Annotated in this window: 11 protein-coding genes; 4 read left to right on the top strand and 7 right to left on the bottom strand. The window is 64.0% G+C overall.

Features of this window, described 5'->3' with window-relative positions:
• Positions 1 to 513: 513 nt before the first annotated feature.
• The 3 genes from GY769_24945 to GY769_24935 all read right to left on the bottom strand — a co-directional run bounded on the left by GY769_24945 (position 514) and on the right by GY769_24935 (position 1,883).
• Entirely contained in the window at positions 514 to 885 is a 372-nt protein-coding gene (locus GY769_24945; GenBank protein ID MCP4205171.1) for a type II toxin-antitoxin system death-on-curing family toxin, read from the bottom strand.
• A 4-nt stretch (positions 886 to 889) separates the two neighbouring features.
• Positions 890 to 1,102, bottom strand: coding sequence for a hypothetical protein (locus GY769_24940; GenBank protein ID MCP4205170.1), 213 nt, complete (start codon positions 1,100 to 1,102; stop codon positions 890 to 892).
• Between the two features lie 100 nt (positions 1,103 to 1,202).
• A complete protein-coding gene (locus GY769_24935; GenBank protein MCP4205169.1) occupies positions 1,203 to 1,883 on the bottom strand; it encodes a transposase in 681 nt (226 codons plus the stop codon).
• 211 nt (positions 1,884 to 2,094) lie between these two features.
• On the opposite strand from GY769_24935, the gene GY769_24930 reads away from it, so the two are divergent.
• The 4 genes from GY769_24930 to GY769_24915 are packed head-to-tail and all read left to right on the top strand — an operon-like array spanning position 2,095 to position 7,785.
• On the top strand, positions 2,095 to 3,267 hold the full coding sequence (locus GY769_24930; protein MCP4205168.1) for a 4Fe-4S binding protein: 1,173 nt from the start codon (positions 2,095 to 2,097) through the stop codon (positions 3,265 to 3,267).
• Between the two features lie 26 nt (positions 3,268 to 3,293).
• Positions 3,294 to 5,348 (top strand): diguanylate cyclase, encoded by a 2,055-nt coding sequence (locus GY769_24925; GenBank protein MCP4205167.1) that lies wholly within the window; start codon positions 3,294 to 3,296, stop codon positions 5,346 to 5,348.
• Between the two features lie 20 nt (positions 5,349 to 5,368).
• A complete protein-coding gene (locus GY769_24920) occupies positions 5,369 to 7,336 on the top strand; it encodes a ferrous iron transporter B (protein MCP4205166.1) in 1,968 nt (655 codons plus the stop codon).
• 8 nt (positions 7,337 to 7,344) lie between these two features.
• Entirely contained in the window at positions 7,345 to 7,785 is a 441-nt protein-coding gene (locus GY769_24915) for a ferrous iron transport protein A (protein ID MCP4205165.1), read from the top strand.
• 74 nt (positions 7,786 to 7,859) lie between these two features.
• On the opposite strand, the gene GY769_24910 is transcribed toward GY769_24915, so the two are convergent.
• The 4 genes from GY769_24910 to GY769_24895 form a co-directional block, all read right to left on the bottom strand.
• Entirely contained in the window at positions 7,860 to 11,387 is a 3,528-nt protein-coding gene (locus tag GY769_24910) for a DEAD/DEAH box helicase family protein (GenBank protein MCP4205164.1), read from the bottom strand.
• A gap of 245 nt (positions 11,388 to 11,632) precedes the next feature.
• Positions 11,633 to 12,088, bottom strand: a complete 456-nt coding sequence (locus GY769_24905; GenBank protein ID MCP4205163.1) for a hypothetical protein — start codon at positions 12,086 to 12,088, stop codon at positions 11,633 to 11,635.
• Positions 12,089 to 12,124: 36 nt separating this feature from the next.
• The gene (locus GY769_24900; GenBank protein ID MCP4205162.1) at positions 12,125 to 14,683 is read right to left on the bottom strand and encodes a tetratricopeptide repeat protein; all 2,559 of its coding nucleotides are present in this window, start codon (positions 14,681 to 14,683) and stop codon (positions 12,125 to 12,127) included.
• Positions 14,684 to 14,696: 13 nt separating this feature from the next.
• Positions 14,697 to 16,808: a hypothetical protein gene (locus tag GY769_24895; protein ID MCP4205161.1), complete on the bottom strand. Its 2,112-nt coding sequence runs from the start codon at positions 16,806 to 16,808 to the stop codon at positions 14,697 to 14,699.
• Positions 16,809 to 16,952 lie beyond the last annotated feature (144 nt).

Here is a 16,952-nt window from a genome sequence, read left to right as displayed (position 1 = left end):
TGGTGGCGAATCTTCTGCCAGGGACGTACACGTCGACGGAGGACGATCCGACCGTCACACCGGGCGGGTTCGATCTGACCGGTATCAGTTGCGACGACGGTGCATCGTTTTTGATGATTTCGGTTTGCTTCAGCAGGACACGTCCACGCTGTCCATTTCTCAGGCGAGCACTGCGGCTCTGGGTACTGCGAACGGCGGCGCCAGCGTATTCAGCTTTGGGACGATCTCGTTCAACGCCACCTGTGCCACTCCGCCCTAACCTGGGGTTTCGGTAGCCAGCGCCACTCAGAGGGGAAAAGAGGGGACACCCACCCATTAGAGGGCCCCTGGACAGAAAAGAGGGGACAGGCACCGTTTTCCTACCTAGGGCGCAACCCTGTTCTTGTCAGATTTGCGCCCACGTCTTCTCGGCCGGAGTCGTCGGTCGAGACACCGTTCGACCTCCACGGGAAAAGAGGGGACAGGCACCTTTTTGAGAGTTCGTCGCACGAGCGCGACGCGGGGATAGCTTCGTTACAGCCGGATCAGTCGCTCACGCAGCCACGTGAGCAGATGCTCGAAATCGGCAGAGCCGCTTTTGAGAAGACCGATCAGTTCGGCATAAGCTGACTTCGGCTCGACCTCGAGCTTCCATCCGTTGAGGCGCAGAAACACGTCGGTCCCGAAGAAGGCCACGCGCTTGTTGCCGTCGAGGAAAGGGCGGTTCTGCAGGAGGGACTCAAAGAGAGCCGCCGCCATCTCGGCGAGGTCGCGGTAGTAACCTGTCTGCGGGCGGTAGAGAGCGCTCTCCAACAGCCCGAGATCCCGAAAGCCCAAGCTGCCGCCGAAGCGCTCGATCAACTGTTCGTGAGCTGCGAGAGTTTCGTCGACGGTGAGGAAACGAATGACCTCAGCGGGCAAGGAGACGTCCCAGTTCCTCGTTTTCCGCCATCGACGATTCTAGATGGTCCAGAACCTCCGGACGAACTCGGCGCCTTCGAACGTAGTCACGAATGGCTTCGGTCAAGAGCCCAGAAATGCTCTGGTGGGATTCTGAGGCCAGCTGGCGTAGGTCTTCCCAGACTTCCTCTTCGACTTTCGAGCTGATCTTGACGGCTGCCATGCCTTTCTCCTTCTTGACATGTCATGATATGTCAAGCCTAGCCAGCGGTCAAGGCCAAGGCCACCGGAAAGAGGGGACAGGCGCCCTTCTTCGAGTGCTTCTAGCGCAGATCCCCTACTTTCTTCTTGGGCTTGCGTCCGCGTCTTCGGGGCCGGAGTCTTCGGTCGAGACGCCGTTCGAGCTCCGAGGTGAACGACGCCGAGCCCGAAGGACGTCCTGTCGCGGTGTTCTTGCGAATGGTCTCGACTCTCTCGACGTCGAGATTGCCAGTTAGCCATTGAGACCAGTCCGGGACTTCACCTGGGAACGGCCGCGCCGGAGAAAGGAGCGCATCGTGGCGGCCGCTGATGTGTGCTCTGGCACTCGACCATTTATACGCGGCGGGCTCAGCACTGATTCCGGCGCGGACGGGGTTCATCTCGACGTACCTCGCCGCCGCCCACAGATGCGCCTCGTCGAGGGGCGTGGAGAAGAAGCGATTGGCCCAAAGGTGTCCGGACCATCCATTGAGCCGGTTCTGCCGCTGAGCGAAGCGGCCATGAGTGCAGCCGACTGTGCGCGCCAGTGAGTCGTTTTTGCGATTCACTACGATCAGATGTATGTGATTCGTCATCAGGCAATAGGCCCAGATCTCGAGGCCGTACCGGCGGGAGTACAGTGCGAGCCAGTCTTTGTAGATCTGGCGATCCTGAGGGTCGAAGAACACATCCTGGCACCGGTTCCCTCGATGAGTCACGTGGTAGGGCAGCCCGGGCGCAACGACTCTGGCTAGTCTCGCCAAGTTGTTTCTGCTCCTCTGGGTCTGACTGAGCTTCGCGGCTCCATTATGGATATAGACGCCGTTCGGAGGTCCGATCTGACGGAAAAAGAGTGCCTGTCCCCTTTTTCCCCCGGATGCGGACTGACCCGGAGGGTAGGTCACTCGCTCACCCACGCGGGTGTAGGTGCGGTGTGGCCGCTCCGGTACCTTGGGCGCCGGAGACCACTTTGCGATGACGGGACCGGCACCCTCCAAGCGCATTTTTGAAGCGGCAACGGAGCCGCCGACGGACATCTCCGGGCAGCCTTCCCGGGAAGACAAGCCGCCGAGGATGCGTCTCGTGCGCCGTGGGGATCGCGGCGAGTCGAGCCGGCTCGTGGGCTGGATCGAGAGCACGGTGGGCAAGAAAGGCGATCGCTCCTATCGCCTGCGACTCATGGTTCAGGCCGGATTCGCCCTTGGGTGCGTCGTCCTGGGCATCCAGTTCGCCCGCTTCACCCGGGCCGCGGCCGCCGGTGAGTTGCCTCTGCCGGTGCGCCCGCCGGGGGTGGAGGGCTTTCTGCCGATTAGCGGAATGATGGGTCTCCTGGACTGGTTCTATCAGGGCACCCTCAATCGGGTCCATCCCGCGGCCACGATGCTCTTCGTGATGATTGTCGCCGTCGCGTTCGTCGCCCGGAAGTCCTTCTGCTCCTGGATCTGCCCGGTGGGTTTTCTCTCCGAGAGCCTGGCCCGGCTGGGCCGGTCGCTCTTCGGACGGAACTTCCGGCCCTGGAAGTGGCTCGATATACCTCTCCGAGGTTTGAAGTATCTTCTCCTGTTCTTTTTCGTCTACGCCGTTGTCACCATGAGCGACGCGGCCCTGCGGGCGTTTATCGAATCGCCCTACAACCGAGTGGCCGACGTCAAGATGGGGCTCTTCTTCGTTCGTCTGGGAACGGTCGGAGCCTCGGTCCTCGTTGTCCTGTTCGTTCTCTCGATTCTGATCAACGGCGCCTGGTGCCGCTATCTCTGCCCCTACGGCGGCCTTCTCGGCCTGGTCTCGATGTTCTCGCCGTTCAAGGTGAGCCGCCAGGCCGACGCCTGCATCGACTGCGGCCTCTGCGACAAGGTTTGCATGGCCCGTTTGCCGGTGTCGCAGCTCGACCGGGTATCGAGCGCCGAGTGCACTGGGTGTCTGGATTGCATCGCCACCTGCCCGGTGAGCGAGGCTCTGGACGTGAGGGCCGCACGGCGCTGGAAGGTGGGCCTGCCCGCCTACGCGCTGGTGGTTCTGGTTCTCTTCGTCGGCGGGTACTCGGGAGCGCGTCTTGCCGACCTGTGGAAGAGTGGCATCAGCGACGCCGAGTACTCTCACCGGATCCAGAATCTCGATCGCCCCGAGTATGGGCATCCAGGCAGCTGATAAGCGAGAACAGGCTAGACTTAAGCATGTCCGGCGAAGGGGAGGCCGCGCCGAAGCTCGAGAGACCGCGCTGGTTGGCTGTCGCCGTCTGGCTGCCGGTCATGGTCTTCGTCGTCGGCGTAGCTGCGTCACTTCTGGTCTACTCGGTCGCGCGCAATAACCAGCGGCTTCAGGTCACCAGCCGGTTCGCTCAGGCCGCGGGCACCCGTGCTTCGGCGATTCGACGCGCTTTCGAGCATGGAGTCGATACGACCGAGTCGATTGTCGCCCTGTTCGCCGCCTCCGAGGAGGTTTCCCGAGAGGAGTTCGGCGACTTCACGCGACCGCTGCTCAAGGGGCATCCGGCAATCCAGGCGGTAAGTTGGGCGCCGGTGGTGCCGCATGCCCGGCGATCCGAGGTCGAGCGGAGGGCGGCCGAAAGCGTCCCGGGGTTTCGGTTCACGAACCGCGCGACCCAGGGCCAGATGGTGGCCGCCGCCGAGGCGGAGGAGTACGTTCCGGTACTGTATCTCGAGCCGTTCTCCGGCAACGAAGCAGCGATCGGGTTCGATCTGGCTTCGAATCCCAGCCGTCGAGTCTCCTTGGAAAAGGCTCGAGATACAGGTGCCATCGTCGCTACCGGCCGCATTCGCTTGGTTCAGGAGACCGGGAATCAGTACGGTTTCCTTTTGATCGCGCCGATCTACCGAAGTGGTACCGACCTTAAGACGGTACCAGCCCGGCAACGGGAATCGACCGGGTTCGCGTCGGTCGTCTTTCGGGTCGGCGATCTCATCTCGAGCGCGATGGCGTTGCTCGAGCCGGTCGAGATCGACGTCGCGGTGTTCGATGACACGGCTCCACCTGAGGAGAGTCGGCTCTATATCTCGTCCGGCCTGGCGAGCGGAGGCGATCTGCCGGAGCTCGAGAGGTTCGAGGGTCCGCCGCGAGACGGTCTCGAGCACCTAATCAGCTTCGACTTCGGCGCACGCCGGTGGACGGTGGTGATGAGACCCGCGCCCGGCCACTTCGAGCTCAGTACCCGAGGGCCTCGACTCATGCTCGCGGGCGGTCTGGCGCTTTCCACAGGGGTTGCCACTCTTCTTCTCCTACTGCGCCGGAGAGCCCTGCAGCTCGAGCGCTCCAACCGTGCCCTTTCCCGAGAGGTCGTCGAACGAGAAGCGGCCGAGGAGCGCCTGAGACTCTTCCAGTCGCTCATTCACGCCTCGGCCGAGTCGATCTATTTTGTCGAGCCAGAGACCGGCCGTTTTACCTATGCCAACGAGCAAGCGACGCGAGAGTCGGGCTACAGCCTGGCCGAGCTGCGTGACTTGACCGTTCAGGGAGTGATTGCCGAGGGTCCCCTGGCCGAGTCCGAGGTTGACTGGTCGGACTGGGTTCGCTCGCTCGAGAGCCAGCCGGCCTCCGTGATCCAAGGCCGGCAACGCCGCAAGGGTGGCGAGACCTTCCCGGTCGAGCTGAGCGTGTCCCTGGCGACGATCGGTGATCGGCGCTTCATTGTGGGAATCGCCGAGGACATTTCCGAGCGCAAACAAGCGGAAGAGCAGCAGATCGAGGTGAGGGAGCGTCTGCTCGCGCTGTCCTTCCTCGACGGCCTCACCGGAATCGCGAATCGTCGGCGCTTCGACGAGTATCTGTCGACCGAGTGGCGGCGGGCGGCGCGCGCAAGTACGTCACTGGGTCTGATCCTCCTCGACCTCGATCACTTCAAGCTCTACAACGATCGCTACGGACATCTTCTCGGAGACGAATGCTTGCGGAAGGTGGCCGGGGTTCTGGAGTCCTCGATCTCTCGCCCGGCGGATCTGGTGGCCCGGTTCGGCGGCGAAGAGATGGCGGTGCTGCTGCCCGACACCTCCAAGAATGGCGCTGTGCGCATGGCGGAGAAGATCAGACTCGATGTCGAGACGCTCGAGATTCCGCATCGGGATTCGCCGGTCGCACCCGTAGTGACGGTGAGCCTCGGCGTCGGCTGGAGGATTCCGGCGCCCGGCGACTCCCTCGACAAGTTCGTCGAGGCGGTCGATGCGGCGCTCTACCGGGCCAAGCGGGAGGGGCGCAATCGCTCCGTCGTGTCCTGATGGCTGCTAGGGTGAGGAGCATGACCCGAGCTTCCGGGAGCGTCGTCACGTTCTCGCGCGCGAACCAGCGCGCCGAGGCCAAGCGCACTGTGATTCTGGTCGGCAACCCCAACGTCGGCAAGAGCGTTCTCTTCGGCAACCTGACCGATCGTTACGTCACCGTCTCGAACTTCCCGGGCACCACCGTCGAGTTGGTCGAGACCGAGGCCGTTCTCGACGGCCATACGTATCGGGTGATCGATACGCCGGGGGTGAACGATCTCGCGCCGCGCAACGACGAGGCCCGCGTGACTCGGGAGCTTCTGTCCGCGGACGAGGCACCCACCGTGGTTCAGGTGGCCGACGCCAAGAACCTCCGTCGGGCGCTGCTCCTGACCCTTCAGCTGGCCGAGCTCGGGGCCTCCATGGTTCTGGTTCTCAATATGTATGACGAGCTCGAAGAGCGCGGGGGCCATATCGACGTCGACAGGCTCAGCGAGTCGCTGGGCATACCGGTGGTTCCGGCGGTGGCGACACGTTCGGTGGGCACCGAAGAGCTGGTCGGAGCGCTCGCCGAGGCGGCGGTGCCGAAGCGGGAAGCGCCATCCGAACCCGTTCCCGAGGTCGACGACGACTATGAGAGGAATCGGAGCCGGTTGGCGGAGATCCGCGAGATCATGGCCGAGACCTACAGCATTTCGCAACCGCGACGCGCGTCGCTGGGCGTGCGACTCGGTTTCTGGGCGATGCATCCGGTCAAGGGCGTGCTTTTTCTGGCGGCCTCGCTATTGACCGTCTTTTGGTTCGTGGGCCTCTTCGGCGCGGGCACTCTGGTCGATTTTCTGGAAGTCGGCTTGTTCGAGCAGCGGCTGAGTCCGCTGGCGATTCGGAGTGTCGATGCGCTGCTGCCGTTTCCTCATTCCCACCCCACCGAGACGGTGCCGCTCGAGGCGGCAATCCCCTTGACGCCGATCCACGAGATTCCGCTGGGCAGCTTCGACCGGCCCGCCCTGTCGGTCGACTACTCCGTCGACACCGCGACGAAGCTGACCGGAACCCAATCCGTCCTGAGGTTTGTTCACGACTTTCTGGTCGGCGATTACGGCGCCATAACGATGGCGCTCTCCTATGCCTTTGCGATCATTCTTCCGATCGTGACGACGTTCTTTCTCTTGTTCAGCCTGCTCGAGGACTCGGGCTACTTGCCGCGTCTCGCGATCATGGTCAACCGGCTCTTTCGCTTGATGGGGCTGAATGGCAAGGCGGTGCTGCCGATGGTGCTCGGCTTGGGCTGCGACACCATGGCGACGATGACGACCCGCATCCTCGAGACCCGGAAGGAAAGGGTGGTCACGACGTTGCTGTTAGCGCTGGCGATTCCGTGCTCGGCTCAGCTCGGCGTGCTGCTTGCGATGATGGCGAGCTTGACGCCCGCCGGCGCTGTCGCCTGGATCGCAATCATGATCGGGGTTCTGGTCCTGGTGGGTTGGCTCAGCTCGCGTCTCTTCGGCGGTGAGAGCGGCGAGTTCGTGCTCGAGATTCCACCGATGCGCAGACCGCAGTTCTCGAACATCATGGTCAAGACCGTGAGCCGGATCAACTGGTACCTGCGCGAGGTGATACCGCTGTTTATGATCGGAACGGCGGTGCTCTTCTTGCTCGATCGGTTGGGAACTCTGGATCGGCTGGCTCGGTGGAGTCAGCCGCTGGTCTCGGGCTGGCTGGGTCTGCCTCCCGAGATGGCCAACGCATTCCTGGTCGGGTTCATGCGCCGGGACTTCGGCGCCGTCTATATCCTCGACGCGGTGACGGCTCCGGTGCCGCTGTTGACGCCACACCAGATCTTCGTCGCCATGATCACCATCACCCTGTTCATGCCCTGCTTTGCGAATTTTCTGATGATCGCCAAGGAGCACGGACAGAGGGTCGCCTGGGCGATGATCGCGTTCATCTTTCCGTTCGCGTTTCTCGTCGGAGGCCTGGTCAACCAACTCGGACGCCTGTTTTAGAGACACCGATGACCGACAAGAAACAGCGACAGCTGGTCTGCCCGTTCTGCGGATTCGAGTTCGAGGCCGTGGATACCCTGTGCCAGCACGGCTGCCCGATGCGCACGGCGTGCGGCCTGATGCGATGTCCGAGCTGTGACTACGAGTTTCCGGAACAGCCCGAAGGAGTGTCCTGGCTCCGGAGCCTGTTTGGTCGCCGGAAGGAGACCGAGGAGGCGCTCTGCGAGACCTGCCGGCCGCTTACCGAGCTCAGGGGTGGTGAACATGCCCGGGTCGTATCTCTCGCAGGGACGAAACGGCCAGGCGCGCTGGCCGTGTTCGGGCTGATTCCGGGCTCGGAGATCACGCTGCTCCAGAGGGCGCCGACCTACGTGGTGCAGGTGGGGGAGACCCAACTCGCTCTCGAGTCCGACATCGCCGGCGGCATCTTCGTCGAGCGCCCGATCTAGGAGCCCCGAAGCAACAGAGCAACGTGTTGGCGTGGGCAAGTGGGCGGTCGAGCTCCGTCTCGACCGCCCCCGACCTAGCTCAAGAGCATCTTGAGATCGTCGGCGGTGAGGTCTCGCAGCGACTGGCCCCCGCCGCCCTCGAGGATGGCGTCGGCAAGCTTGCGCTTCGAGCCCTGGAGGTCGAGGATCTTCTCCTCGACGGTGTCACGAGCGATCATGCGATAGGCGAACACCGGCTGGGTCTGGCCGATGCGGTGGGTGCGATCGATCGCCTGTGCCTCGACTGCGGGGTTCCACCACGGGTCGAGCAGGAAGACGTAGCCCGCCGCCGTCAGGTTGAGGCCGGTGCCGCCGGCCTTGAGGCTGACCAGGAAGAGGTTGCAGTCGGGGTCGGTCTGAAACCGCTCGACGACCTTGCCGCGGTCCCGCGTCTTGCCGTCGAGGTAGGCGTAGGAAGCGCCATTGGTATCGAGATGCCGCCTGACATAGGCCAGTAGCTTGGTGAACTGGGAAAAGACCAGGACTTTGTGGCCTTCGTCGAGGACCTCGGACACCTGATCGAAGAGGGTCTCGAGCTTGGCGCTTCCCGCTTCTTCCCATTCGGGATTGACCAGGCCCGGATGGCAGGCGATCTGGCGCAGGCGCAAGAGCGCTTCGAGGACCTGGATGGCCGAGCCCGAAACGCCCTTTTCCTCGACCTGTTCGAGCAGGTTGACCTGATAGCTCGCTCGAACCTTGTCGTAGAGCTCACGCTGCTCTTGGCGCAGGTTGCAGAGCAGGGTCTGCTCGGTCTTCGGGGGCAGGTCGGGCAGGACCTGCGCCTTGGTCCGGCGCAGGATGAAGGGTCGCATATCTTCGGCGATGTGCTCGAGCTCCAGCTTGCTCGGCGCTCGGCCGCCGGTGAGAACCTCGAGCCGCGGTAGGCGGCCGAGGAGTCCGGGATTCAGGAACTCGAAGAGAGACCCGAGCTCGCCGAGATGGTTCTCGATCGGTGTGCCGGTCAACGCCAAGCGGTGGCGGGCGACCAGGAGGCGACTTGCCTTGGCGGTCTGTGACGCGGGATTCTTGATCGCTTGGGCTTCGTCCAAGATTGCGGTGTCGAACTCGACGGTAGCGAGGAAACCGATATCGCGCCGCAGCGTGCCGTAGGTGGTGACGATGACGTCGTAGTCGCTGAAGTGCTCCTGGAGCTTCTCGCGCCCGGGTCCGCGATACTCCACGACCTTGAGCTTGGGCGTGAAGTGGGAGGCCTCGTCGATCCAGTTGTAGACCACGCTCCGGGGTGCGACGACCAGGAACGGCAGTTTGGTGGTCTTCGACGGGGCGCGGTACGCCTGGATCAGGGCCAGGACCTGAACGGTTTTTCCCAGGCCCATGTCGTCGGCTAGAACGCCGCCGAGGTCGAACTCACGCAGGAAGTTGAGCCAGCCCAGCCCGCGCCGCTGGTACTCGCGGAGTGTGCCGCCGAAACCGCGGGTTTCCTTCTTCGGCTTGATCCGCTCGAACGACTTGAGCTTGTCGCGCAGCTTGGCGAAGGCCGCATCGACGTCTGCCGGCGGCATCGCGGTGAGCAGGGCGTCGACGATCAAGGCTTGTGACGGCAGAAACCGAAGGCCGTCGTCGGTGGCGTCGCTTGCAAGCTGGGCCAGTGAATCGTAGGTCTCCATCCATGCCGCGGGCAACAAGCCCTGGGAGCCATCGGCCAGATCGACGAATTGATTTCCACGCTTGACCGCATCGAGAATCGTGGTCAACTCCAACCGGTCACCGGCGAAGTCGACCTGACCGCTCAAGTCGAACCAATCGATGCCGCTTTCGACTCTCAGGGTGGGTGGACTCGGCGGCGATACCGACTTGCCCTGAACCTCGACCGTCCAGCCCTCGACGAGCAGGGGCTCGACCACCCTGGGCAGCTCTCGTGGGTTGATCTCGAGCGCCTGGACGTTTCCGTGTCCCGCGGCCACCGGCTGGAAACCGAGCTCGAGCAGCCGCACGAGAGCAGCATACTCGCTGTCCTGGTCGCGCCTCAGGAGAGTTCGCTCCTGCCAATCGACGACCGACGAGCGCGAGTCCTCGGCGCCGACCCTCAGAGATCCGTAGTCGAACGACAGCTCGGCCTCCAACGGCGGGTTGATCCTGGCTGAGCCCGCCGCGGGCTCCAGGACCAGGCGCGGTTGGGGGGGCGAGTCTTCTCCCTCGAGCTCCAGCTCTTCGGGGATCTCGAAACGTGGCAGAGCGGGCAGCTCCAACATTTCGGTCAGAGCTTCTTCGACGTCCTTCGTGGGAATCACGATCTCGCCGGTGTTGCGCAGGAGGTTCAGCCACGGCAGGTCCCGGGCCGCCTCGAGGGCGAGGCGGCCGATCGACTCGGCGAAAACGACCAGCGAGGGACCGCTGCCGTTCTTGTCGGTCGTGCTGTCGGAGCCACCGGGAACCAGCAGGAGCACGGGGTCCTTCAGAGGAACGGTCTCGCCCTCTCGCTCGAGGTGTCCATGCAACCGGGCGCCGCCCGAGGCATTGACGTCGAGATGCAGTGCCAGGTGCCAGGCCGTGCCGGCGTCCCACCAGAGTGGATGCAGATTGGACTGCACGCGACCGTCCCACCATCCCAGCTTCCCCTGATTGCATAGGTGCGGCAGCACGGCTTCGTAGAGCTTCTGCGGCAGCCTCAGACGGCGGATTCCGTCGCTGTTCTTGTTCGGCCCGCGTCGGCTCGAGGCCTTTCTACGCCGGGAATCGGCCGACAGCTCGGTGATCAGTGCCAGTGATTCGTCGCTCTCCCCGGAGGAACCGTTGCCCGGGCTCCTTGGCAGAAGCAGCTCTTCGAGCCTATGGGGCTCGATCCCGAGTCGCTTCATCTTGCTCTGCTTTCCGTTGGCGTTCTGCGTGCTGCCGAAGACGTCGAGCACCAGACTGCCCGAGCTGTTGCTGACGGCCGTATTGATGAAGAAGTGGATGCTCGGAGCTGGGCGGACCGGAAGAGCGATCATGGCCGGCGGGCTCACCGAGGTCGTAATCTCGTCTCGTAAGGACGCGAGTTGCGATCGCCAGGAGGTCGCGGCTCCGCGACGGCGCCCGGACGAGGAGCGGGCTCGAGCGGAGCGGGCCGGTCGCGCACCTTGCCCGCCGGAAGCGGGCTCGACGCTGTGGATCACCCGTACTTCGTTGCGGTCTGCCGAGACACCGAGGTCCTCCCAGCTGGCCGCGCGATCCCTGCGGAGACCGAGGCGGTCCTTGCCCGGAGGCTGGTTTTCTGGCCCCGTCTCGGCGAGAGCCAGGAGGACCGCCCAAATGTGCCGGCACAGCTCGCCGCTGGCAAACCGCGGGCACTCACAGAAGGTGTGCAGTCTGCGTTTGCCCACCCGGGTCCAATCGACTCCGACGCGATAGGTGTCGCGCTCTGACTCCTCGACACTGGCTTTGGCACGCATGCCCTCTATTTCGAGGCGAACCTGGCCTTCCTGAAAGCTCTCGGTGCCATGGTCCCGTTCGCTGGGCTGGAAGTGCGAGCTGCTCCGCTTGTGCAGAGGAACGGGGCCGGCGGGTGCGGACTTGTGGGAGCGCGACCGCCGCCGCCGCGGACGGGTTGACTCCTCGGTCATGGCTTCAGCTTGGTCATCGGTTGGTAGCAAGGGGCCTCCAGTTTTTCTGAGCCGACCGCCCTTTCATTCCTCTGGCCACGCGGTTCGGAACCTCGGCGTGGCTAAGAACCAGTCTGGCTGGTAAGGCGACTCGCTGTGGCCGGTAACTGTCTAGACCGGGCATCGACGAGCCGAAGCTCACGCCGTAAACGCAAGTCTAGCACTAGTCGGAGGGATTGGCCAGATTCTTTTTCTGAGGCGGCCGGCTAACCGGCTTCGGAACGGGCTCGAGCCAGGAGCTCGTTGATGCGTTCTTGAGAGCTGGCCGGATTGGACAGCCCGGCGCTTGCGCCGCGGACCATGGCGTCGAACTGGTTCAGAAGCCGGCGTTGTTCGAGCAGCGCGGCCGCCGCGCTGGTGCAGGCCGGATGTGGGCAGCGGCAGGCCGAATCCGCGCTCGAAAGCCGGCCGCCGGTCTGGAGCATGAACGTGGACCACATTCCCGGGTCGACCGGCGGCCGAGCGAACTGGCGAATCTCAAGGGCGAAGTCGCTGGCGGCGGACTCGGCGACGGATACGCAGTGAAGAGCCTGCCCGGCGGCCTCTCCTGCCTGCTCCGCCGCCGTCTGCGATTGCCGGTAGGCGCGAAACTGCGGCAGCAGCTCCGTGTAGCCGTAGTAGGCGGCGATCGCCAACACGGCCAAGGTGATCAAGCGTCGCATTCGCAGAGGGTATCGCGGAAGCCGGGAGGGCGGCGCCTAGCCTGCAAGAAAAGCCTCGAGGGGCTCGAAGGCCACTGCCGGGTCCGGGGTGCCGTCCCAGGATTCCCAAAAACGCGCCAAGGGGCTGGTTTCGACGTGCATTCGCTGGCGAACGTCTCCTTCGGCCGCCGCGCCGCGCGGTTTCCACTCCGAGCCGCGGGCCACCTGCGCCGTACGTAGCAGCTCGGTGCTCGCCTCCGAATCGCCCCTGCTGTGAGCGAGGTAGGCCTGCAAGTAGAAGCCTCCGACGGCGCGAGGATTCGTGCGACAGGCCCATTCGAATCGCTGCCGAGCGGCATCCGGTCGTCCCTGGAGAAGCGCGACCTCGCCCAGGGCGAGCAGGCTACCGGTGCCTTCCTGGTTGATCTCGAGCGCTCGCTCGAGAGCGGCCGCGGCGGCGTCGAGGTCGGCGGGACCGGCAGCGGTCATGGCGCGCAGCACGCCCCACTGCTTGTGGGCACGATGGCTCATCGGGTCTCGCTTGCGCAGATCGTCGAGCTCAGCAAGACCGCGGTCTCGGTCGCCCAGAGTCCAGAGCAGGTTGCCCAAGTAGTAGCGCGAGTCGCCATGATCGGGATTGAGAGCCAGCGCGCGCTCGAACAGTGCTGCCGCGCGCTCGATATCGCCGTCGATCTTCATCGCGTCCATTGCCGCTCGCTGGGTCTTCCAGAACTCGAGCAGGCGCTGTTTGTCATCCTGCGGCAGTGCGGTGGCAACTTTTCCTGAGGTGCCGGCGAGACTCGAAGCCGCCGCCGAGCGAGCCTCGCCCTGGCCGCGCACCAGCTCCCAGATGGCGTCGACCTCGGCACCGGTGAAGGTCTCGGTCTCGCCGCCCAGCCAGCGGACCTCGATCTCGTCGATCCGATCGATCCGGCCAAGGCCCAGGTGCAGAGTCAGGCTGCTCTGCGAGAGATACGAGGTCCCGCCCACCGTTCGGCGCAACTCGAGGCCGCCGGCACGAACGATGGCGGTCGCTCCTTCTCCGCGGCCGGCCGAGCGACCTGGATCGAGCAGTCGCAGCTCGATCCAGTGGCCTTTCTGCATCTCATTCCTGAACAGGCGCGCACCGGAGTCCAGCTCCACCATGAGGAAATCGAGGTCTCCGTCCAGGTCGTAGTCGGAGAGCGCCATGCCGCGGCCCAGCCGGGGTTGGGCCAGAAGCTCGTGGACCGGCGCCAGGTCGTGAAAATACTCGCCTCGGCGATTCCAGAGCAACATCGCGGGCTGTCTCTTGAGCTTCTTGGGCGCGTCCTGGGTCTCCAAGGTGCTGCCGTTCGCGACCACCAGGTCGAGCCAGCCGTCGCCGTCGAAGTCGGCGAACTCGGTCGCCCAGCCGACCGAGTGGAGCGCGATCTGCCCCAGTCCGAGAGGTGCCGCTATATCGGCGAAGGTGAGCTGGGTGCGGCCTGCCGCGGTGTTCTCGGCCAGCCGTGAATCGTAAAGAGCGTTCTCTTGCGCCACCCAATGCGTCACGAAGAGGTCGTCGTCGCCGTCCCGGTTCCAGTCACCGGCGGTGAGACCCATGGCGCCCCGGTAGTCGGCGACCCATGCGGCGAGGCTGACGTCCTCGAAGGTATCGCCCCGATTGAGCAGCAATGCGTTGTCCGAGATGTCGTTGGCGACGTAGACGTCGAGGAGACCATCGGCGTTGAAGTCGTGCCAGAGGGCCGCGAGACTTCGCCCCTCGGGGTTCGCGACGCCGTATAGAAGCGCCTCTTCAGTGAATCTGCCGGCGCCATCGTTGCGAAAAAGAAGGTTGCGCTCGGGCTCATAGGAGGCCGGGTTGAGGGTGTACGGCACCGCGGTGCCCGATTGCATCGAAGTTCGCTGGGGCGCCGATTCGTCTTCTTCGTACTTGACGTAGCCGCATACATAGAGATCGAGGTCACCGTCGGTATCGAAGTCGGCCCAGGAGACCCCGGCCCAGTAGCCGGGGAGGTCGGCGAAGGACTCCTCCCGCACAAACCTCCCTTTGCCCGTGTTTCGAAACAGCATCAGACTGTTGTAGCCGCTCACGACCAGATCGAGCCAACCGTCGCCGTCGGCGTCGCCCCAAGCGGCGGCCATCCCCGCGATACGGGTCTCGGGGAAGTCGGTGACGCGCGAAAAGGTGCCGTCGCCCAGGTTCTCGAAGAGCAGGGACTCGGCCCAGGACTCCGGCGGCGCGGTCAGCGTGCCGCCGGCCGCGACCAGAAACAGGTCGTCGTCACCGTCGTTGTCGAAGTCGCCCCAGGCTACGCCGGACCCCATGTCCTCGGGCAGCTGCGACGAGCGCTCGCCCAGGAAGGTGCGGAACCCGCCGAGCCCGGCGGCTTCGGTGACATCGGAAAACTCGGGAAACGGCGCATCGGGGGGCAGCTCCGCCGACAGCTTGCGAGTGATGTCGGCCAGGTCTTCGCCCGGCCGACGAACCTCTGGCCGCGTTGCCCGGTAGACGACGAAGGCCCCGATCACGCTCAGAAAAGCGAGGCCCAGGAGCAGCTTGGTCGCGCGGCGGAGCTTGTGCTTACGGCGGCCGATCACGCGTTTCGGTGCCGGCGTTGTGGGCTCGTTCACCTGTTTGACACTATCACCCGCCGGCCGCCACCTCGACGATGGCTTCCTCGCCTGGCGACGCTTCTTCGGCCACGCGATCGCCCACCTTGACCGTAACCGTGGTGCGATTCATCTCGATCACCGGTGCGGTCAGCCCCGAGTCCTCTCCCAGGAGGAAATTGATCAAGAACTGGTCGACCTTGCGGTACATGAGTTTTGCCGTAACCTCGTAGGAGTCGACCCGCTCGGGCGCCTGTATCTCGAAGGCTTGTTCTTCGCGGCCGAGCCGGGCGAGATCCCGAACCGGGCCGGGTGCCATGGTGGTCGGACAATCGACCATGTAGTCGACCGTGTCGGAATAGCCCGGGAAGAGCGCACGCCGATAGCGCACACCGACCATCTCCCAGAGATTGTGCCGGTCGATCAGGTTGCCGTATTGATCGACGGGCTCGGCCTTGAACAGGAAGCTGCCGGGCTCGATGAAGTTCTTCTCGTCCACGGTGCCCGAGGAGAAGATCTCGTTGCCGTGCTGATCGGCGACCCTGATCTCGACCCAGCTCTGGATGATGTCCAGCGGACCAGTGGGGAAATCATGGCCCACCTTGCTGGCGGTCATCACGACTCGAATCGGTAACTTGTCGCCGGGGGCGACCGTCGACGGTGTCTCGACCGCCAGCTCGATGACCGGGCCTTCACGCCATTTGTCGGCGATCTCGGGGATCTCGAAGGTCCCCTGGAGCCACTTCTCGGTCAGTCGGTTGTGCTCCTCCCAGCCCTCGAGCTCGAGCATCGCCGGCACCAGCGTGTTGGCGGCAATGAAGCGGTGACTCCGATGCATACCGTCGTCGGCTGTGCGGTTGTGGTCCACCGAATCGCCGCGGGAGGGGTCTTCGGAGGCGACCAGGGGCATATGGCACTCACGGCACTCGACGGTCTTCTCCGGCTCGCCCTCGACGAACCAGTGGCTGGCCTTCCAGTTGTCGTATTGATTCTGAAGCTGCACCCAGCCGACCCGATTGACCTCCTGGTCGATGAACTGCTTGTGGCAGGCGGCGCAGTACTCGGGTGCCTTGAACATGCGCTTGCTGAGCTCGTTGTGTTTGTCGGGGTAGGTGCGGATCAGAAAATCACTGAAGAACTTGCCGGCACCTTCTTTCTGCCACTGCCAGAGATAGACGGCCGGCTGGGTCATCACGTAATTGGCGTTGCCTTGAAGGTCCGTCTCTCGCACCCCGTGGCAGGACAGGCACGAGATTCCTTCGTTGTAACCCTGCAAGCCGGTGAGGTTTTCGTTGAAGATGTTCTTGGCGCCCGAAAACAGCGAGATCGGATCGTGGCAGCCGCCACAGTAGCGTGTCGACTCGGGGCCGTTTTGCTCGGCCATGACGCTTTGCACTTTCTGGAACAGTGGGTCCATGGCCGAATAGCGATGCGCGCTCGGCTTCCACTCTTCCAGAATCTGGGAATGACAACCGGCCGAGCCGCAGGTTTCGGAGCCGGCCAGCGAATCGGGATCAAAAGCGCCGCCGGTCGACGTCAAGGCGAGGCTGGGTGCGAAGGGCCGGTCTTCGCCGTACAGGTAGTTGTAGTCCTCGGGAAAGGTGTTGTTGTAGGTGGGTCCGGCGTACAAGTACGCCAGGCCGGCTACGAGAGCCAGACCGAGGACGGTCCACACGGTCGCCGACACGATGACCGGTCGCGCAAAGTGCCCTCCGACCTTCTTCCGAATCCGGAAGAAGACCAGCAACAGATGCGGCAGCGAAAGAACCAGCATCGCCCAGGTGGAGTAGAGGTGAATGTTGCGCCATACCGGCGACATGCGAGTGGCGAAGAGTCCCTGGTAGGTCACCACGCCGCCGGAAACCAGGCAAAGCAACAGCGCCGCGGCTGCGAGGTATCCCAACAGAACGACGTCGGTCAGGTTGTAGGACCGGTAGTCGAGCCAGTGGCTCCAGGAGTACCAAACGATGAGCGCCAAGGTGACCAGGCCGACCAGAGTGTGAACGAGCACGTTCCATTGCATCGCCGCCTGAAACGGCGCGAAGGTGATCAGGAGGCCGCTCAGCAGAAGAAACAAGAGCGCCGCAACGGCGAGCTTGGTCAGTCTTGTCGACCAGCCGGTTCGAAGTTCGTCGCGTTCGGGCAAGGTGAAGATCCTCCTTCCGGCCCCGTGACGCCGGGACAAGAAACGGGTGGTGCGTAGATACTCAGGGACGAGTCTCGAGGCCACCACACCCTTCAAGGTGGTCCGAGACCACCTCGAAGGGTAGGGAGACCCGGCGTTGCCGTT

It is taken from the genome of bacterium (assembly GCA_024224155.1).
GTDB lineage: Bacteria > Acidobacteriota > Thermoanaerobaculia > Multivoradales > JAHEKO01 > CALZIK01.
The sequence above is the reverse complement of the archived record's forward strand: the minus strand, read 5'-3'. Positions and strand labels throughout refer to the sequence as shown.

Excerpts from the sequence above, each read along its gene's own strand:
- GY769_24940 (MCP4205170.1), bottom strand. The coding sequence starts at position 1,102 with ATGGCAGCCGTCAAGATCAGCTCGAAAGTCGAAGAGGAAGTCTGGGAA.
- GY769_24930 (MCP4205168.1), top strand. The coding sequence starts at position 2,095 with ATGACGGGACCGGCACCCTCCAAGCGCATTTTTGAAGCGGCAACGGAG.
- GY769_24925 (MCP4205167.1), top strand. The coding sequence starts at position 3,294 with ATGTCCGGCGAAGGGGAGGCCGCGCCGAAGCTCGAGAGACCGCGCTGG.
- GY769_24920 (MCP4205166.1), top strand. The coding sequence starts at position 5,369 with ATGACCCGAGCTTCCGGGAGCGTCGTCACGTTCTCGCGCGCGAACCAG.
- GY769_24915 (MCP4205165.1), top strand. The coding sequence starts at position 7,345 with ATGACCGACAAGAAACAGCGACAGCTGGTCTGCCCGTTCTGCGGATTC.
- GY769_24910 (MCP4205164.1), bottom strand. The coding sequence starts at position 11,387 with ATGACCGAGGAGTCAACCCGTCCGCGGCGGCGGCGGTCGCGCTCCCAC.
- GY769_24905 (MCP4205163.1), bottom strand. The coding sequence starts at position 12,088 with ATGCGACGCTTGATCACCTTGGCCGTGTTGGCGATCGCCGCCTACTAC.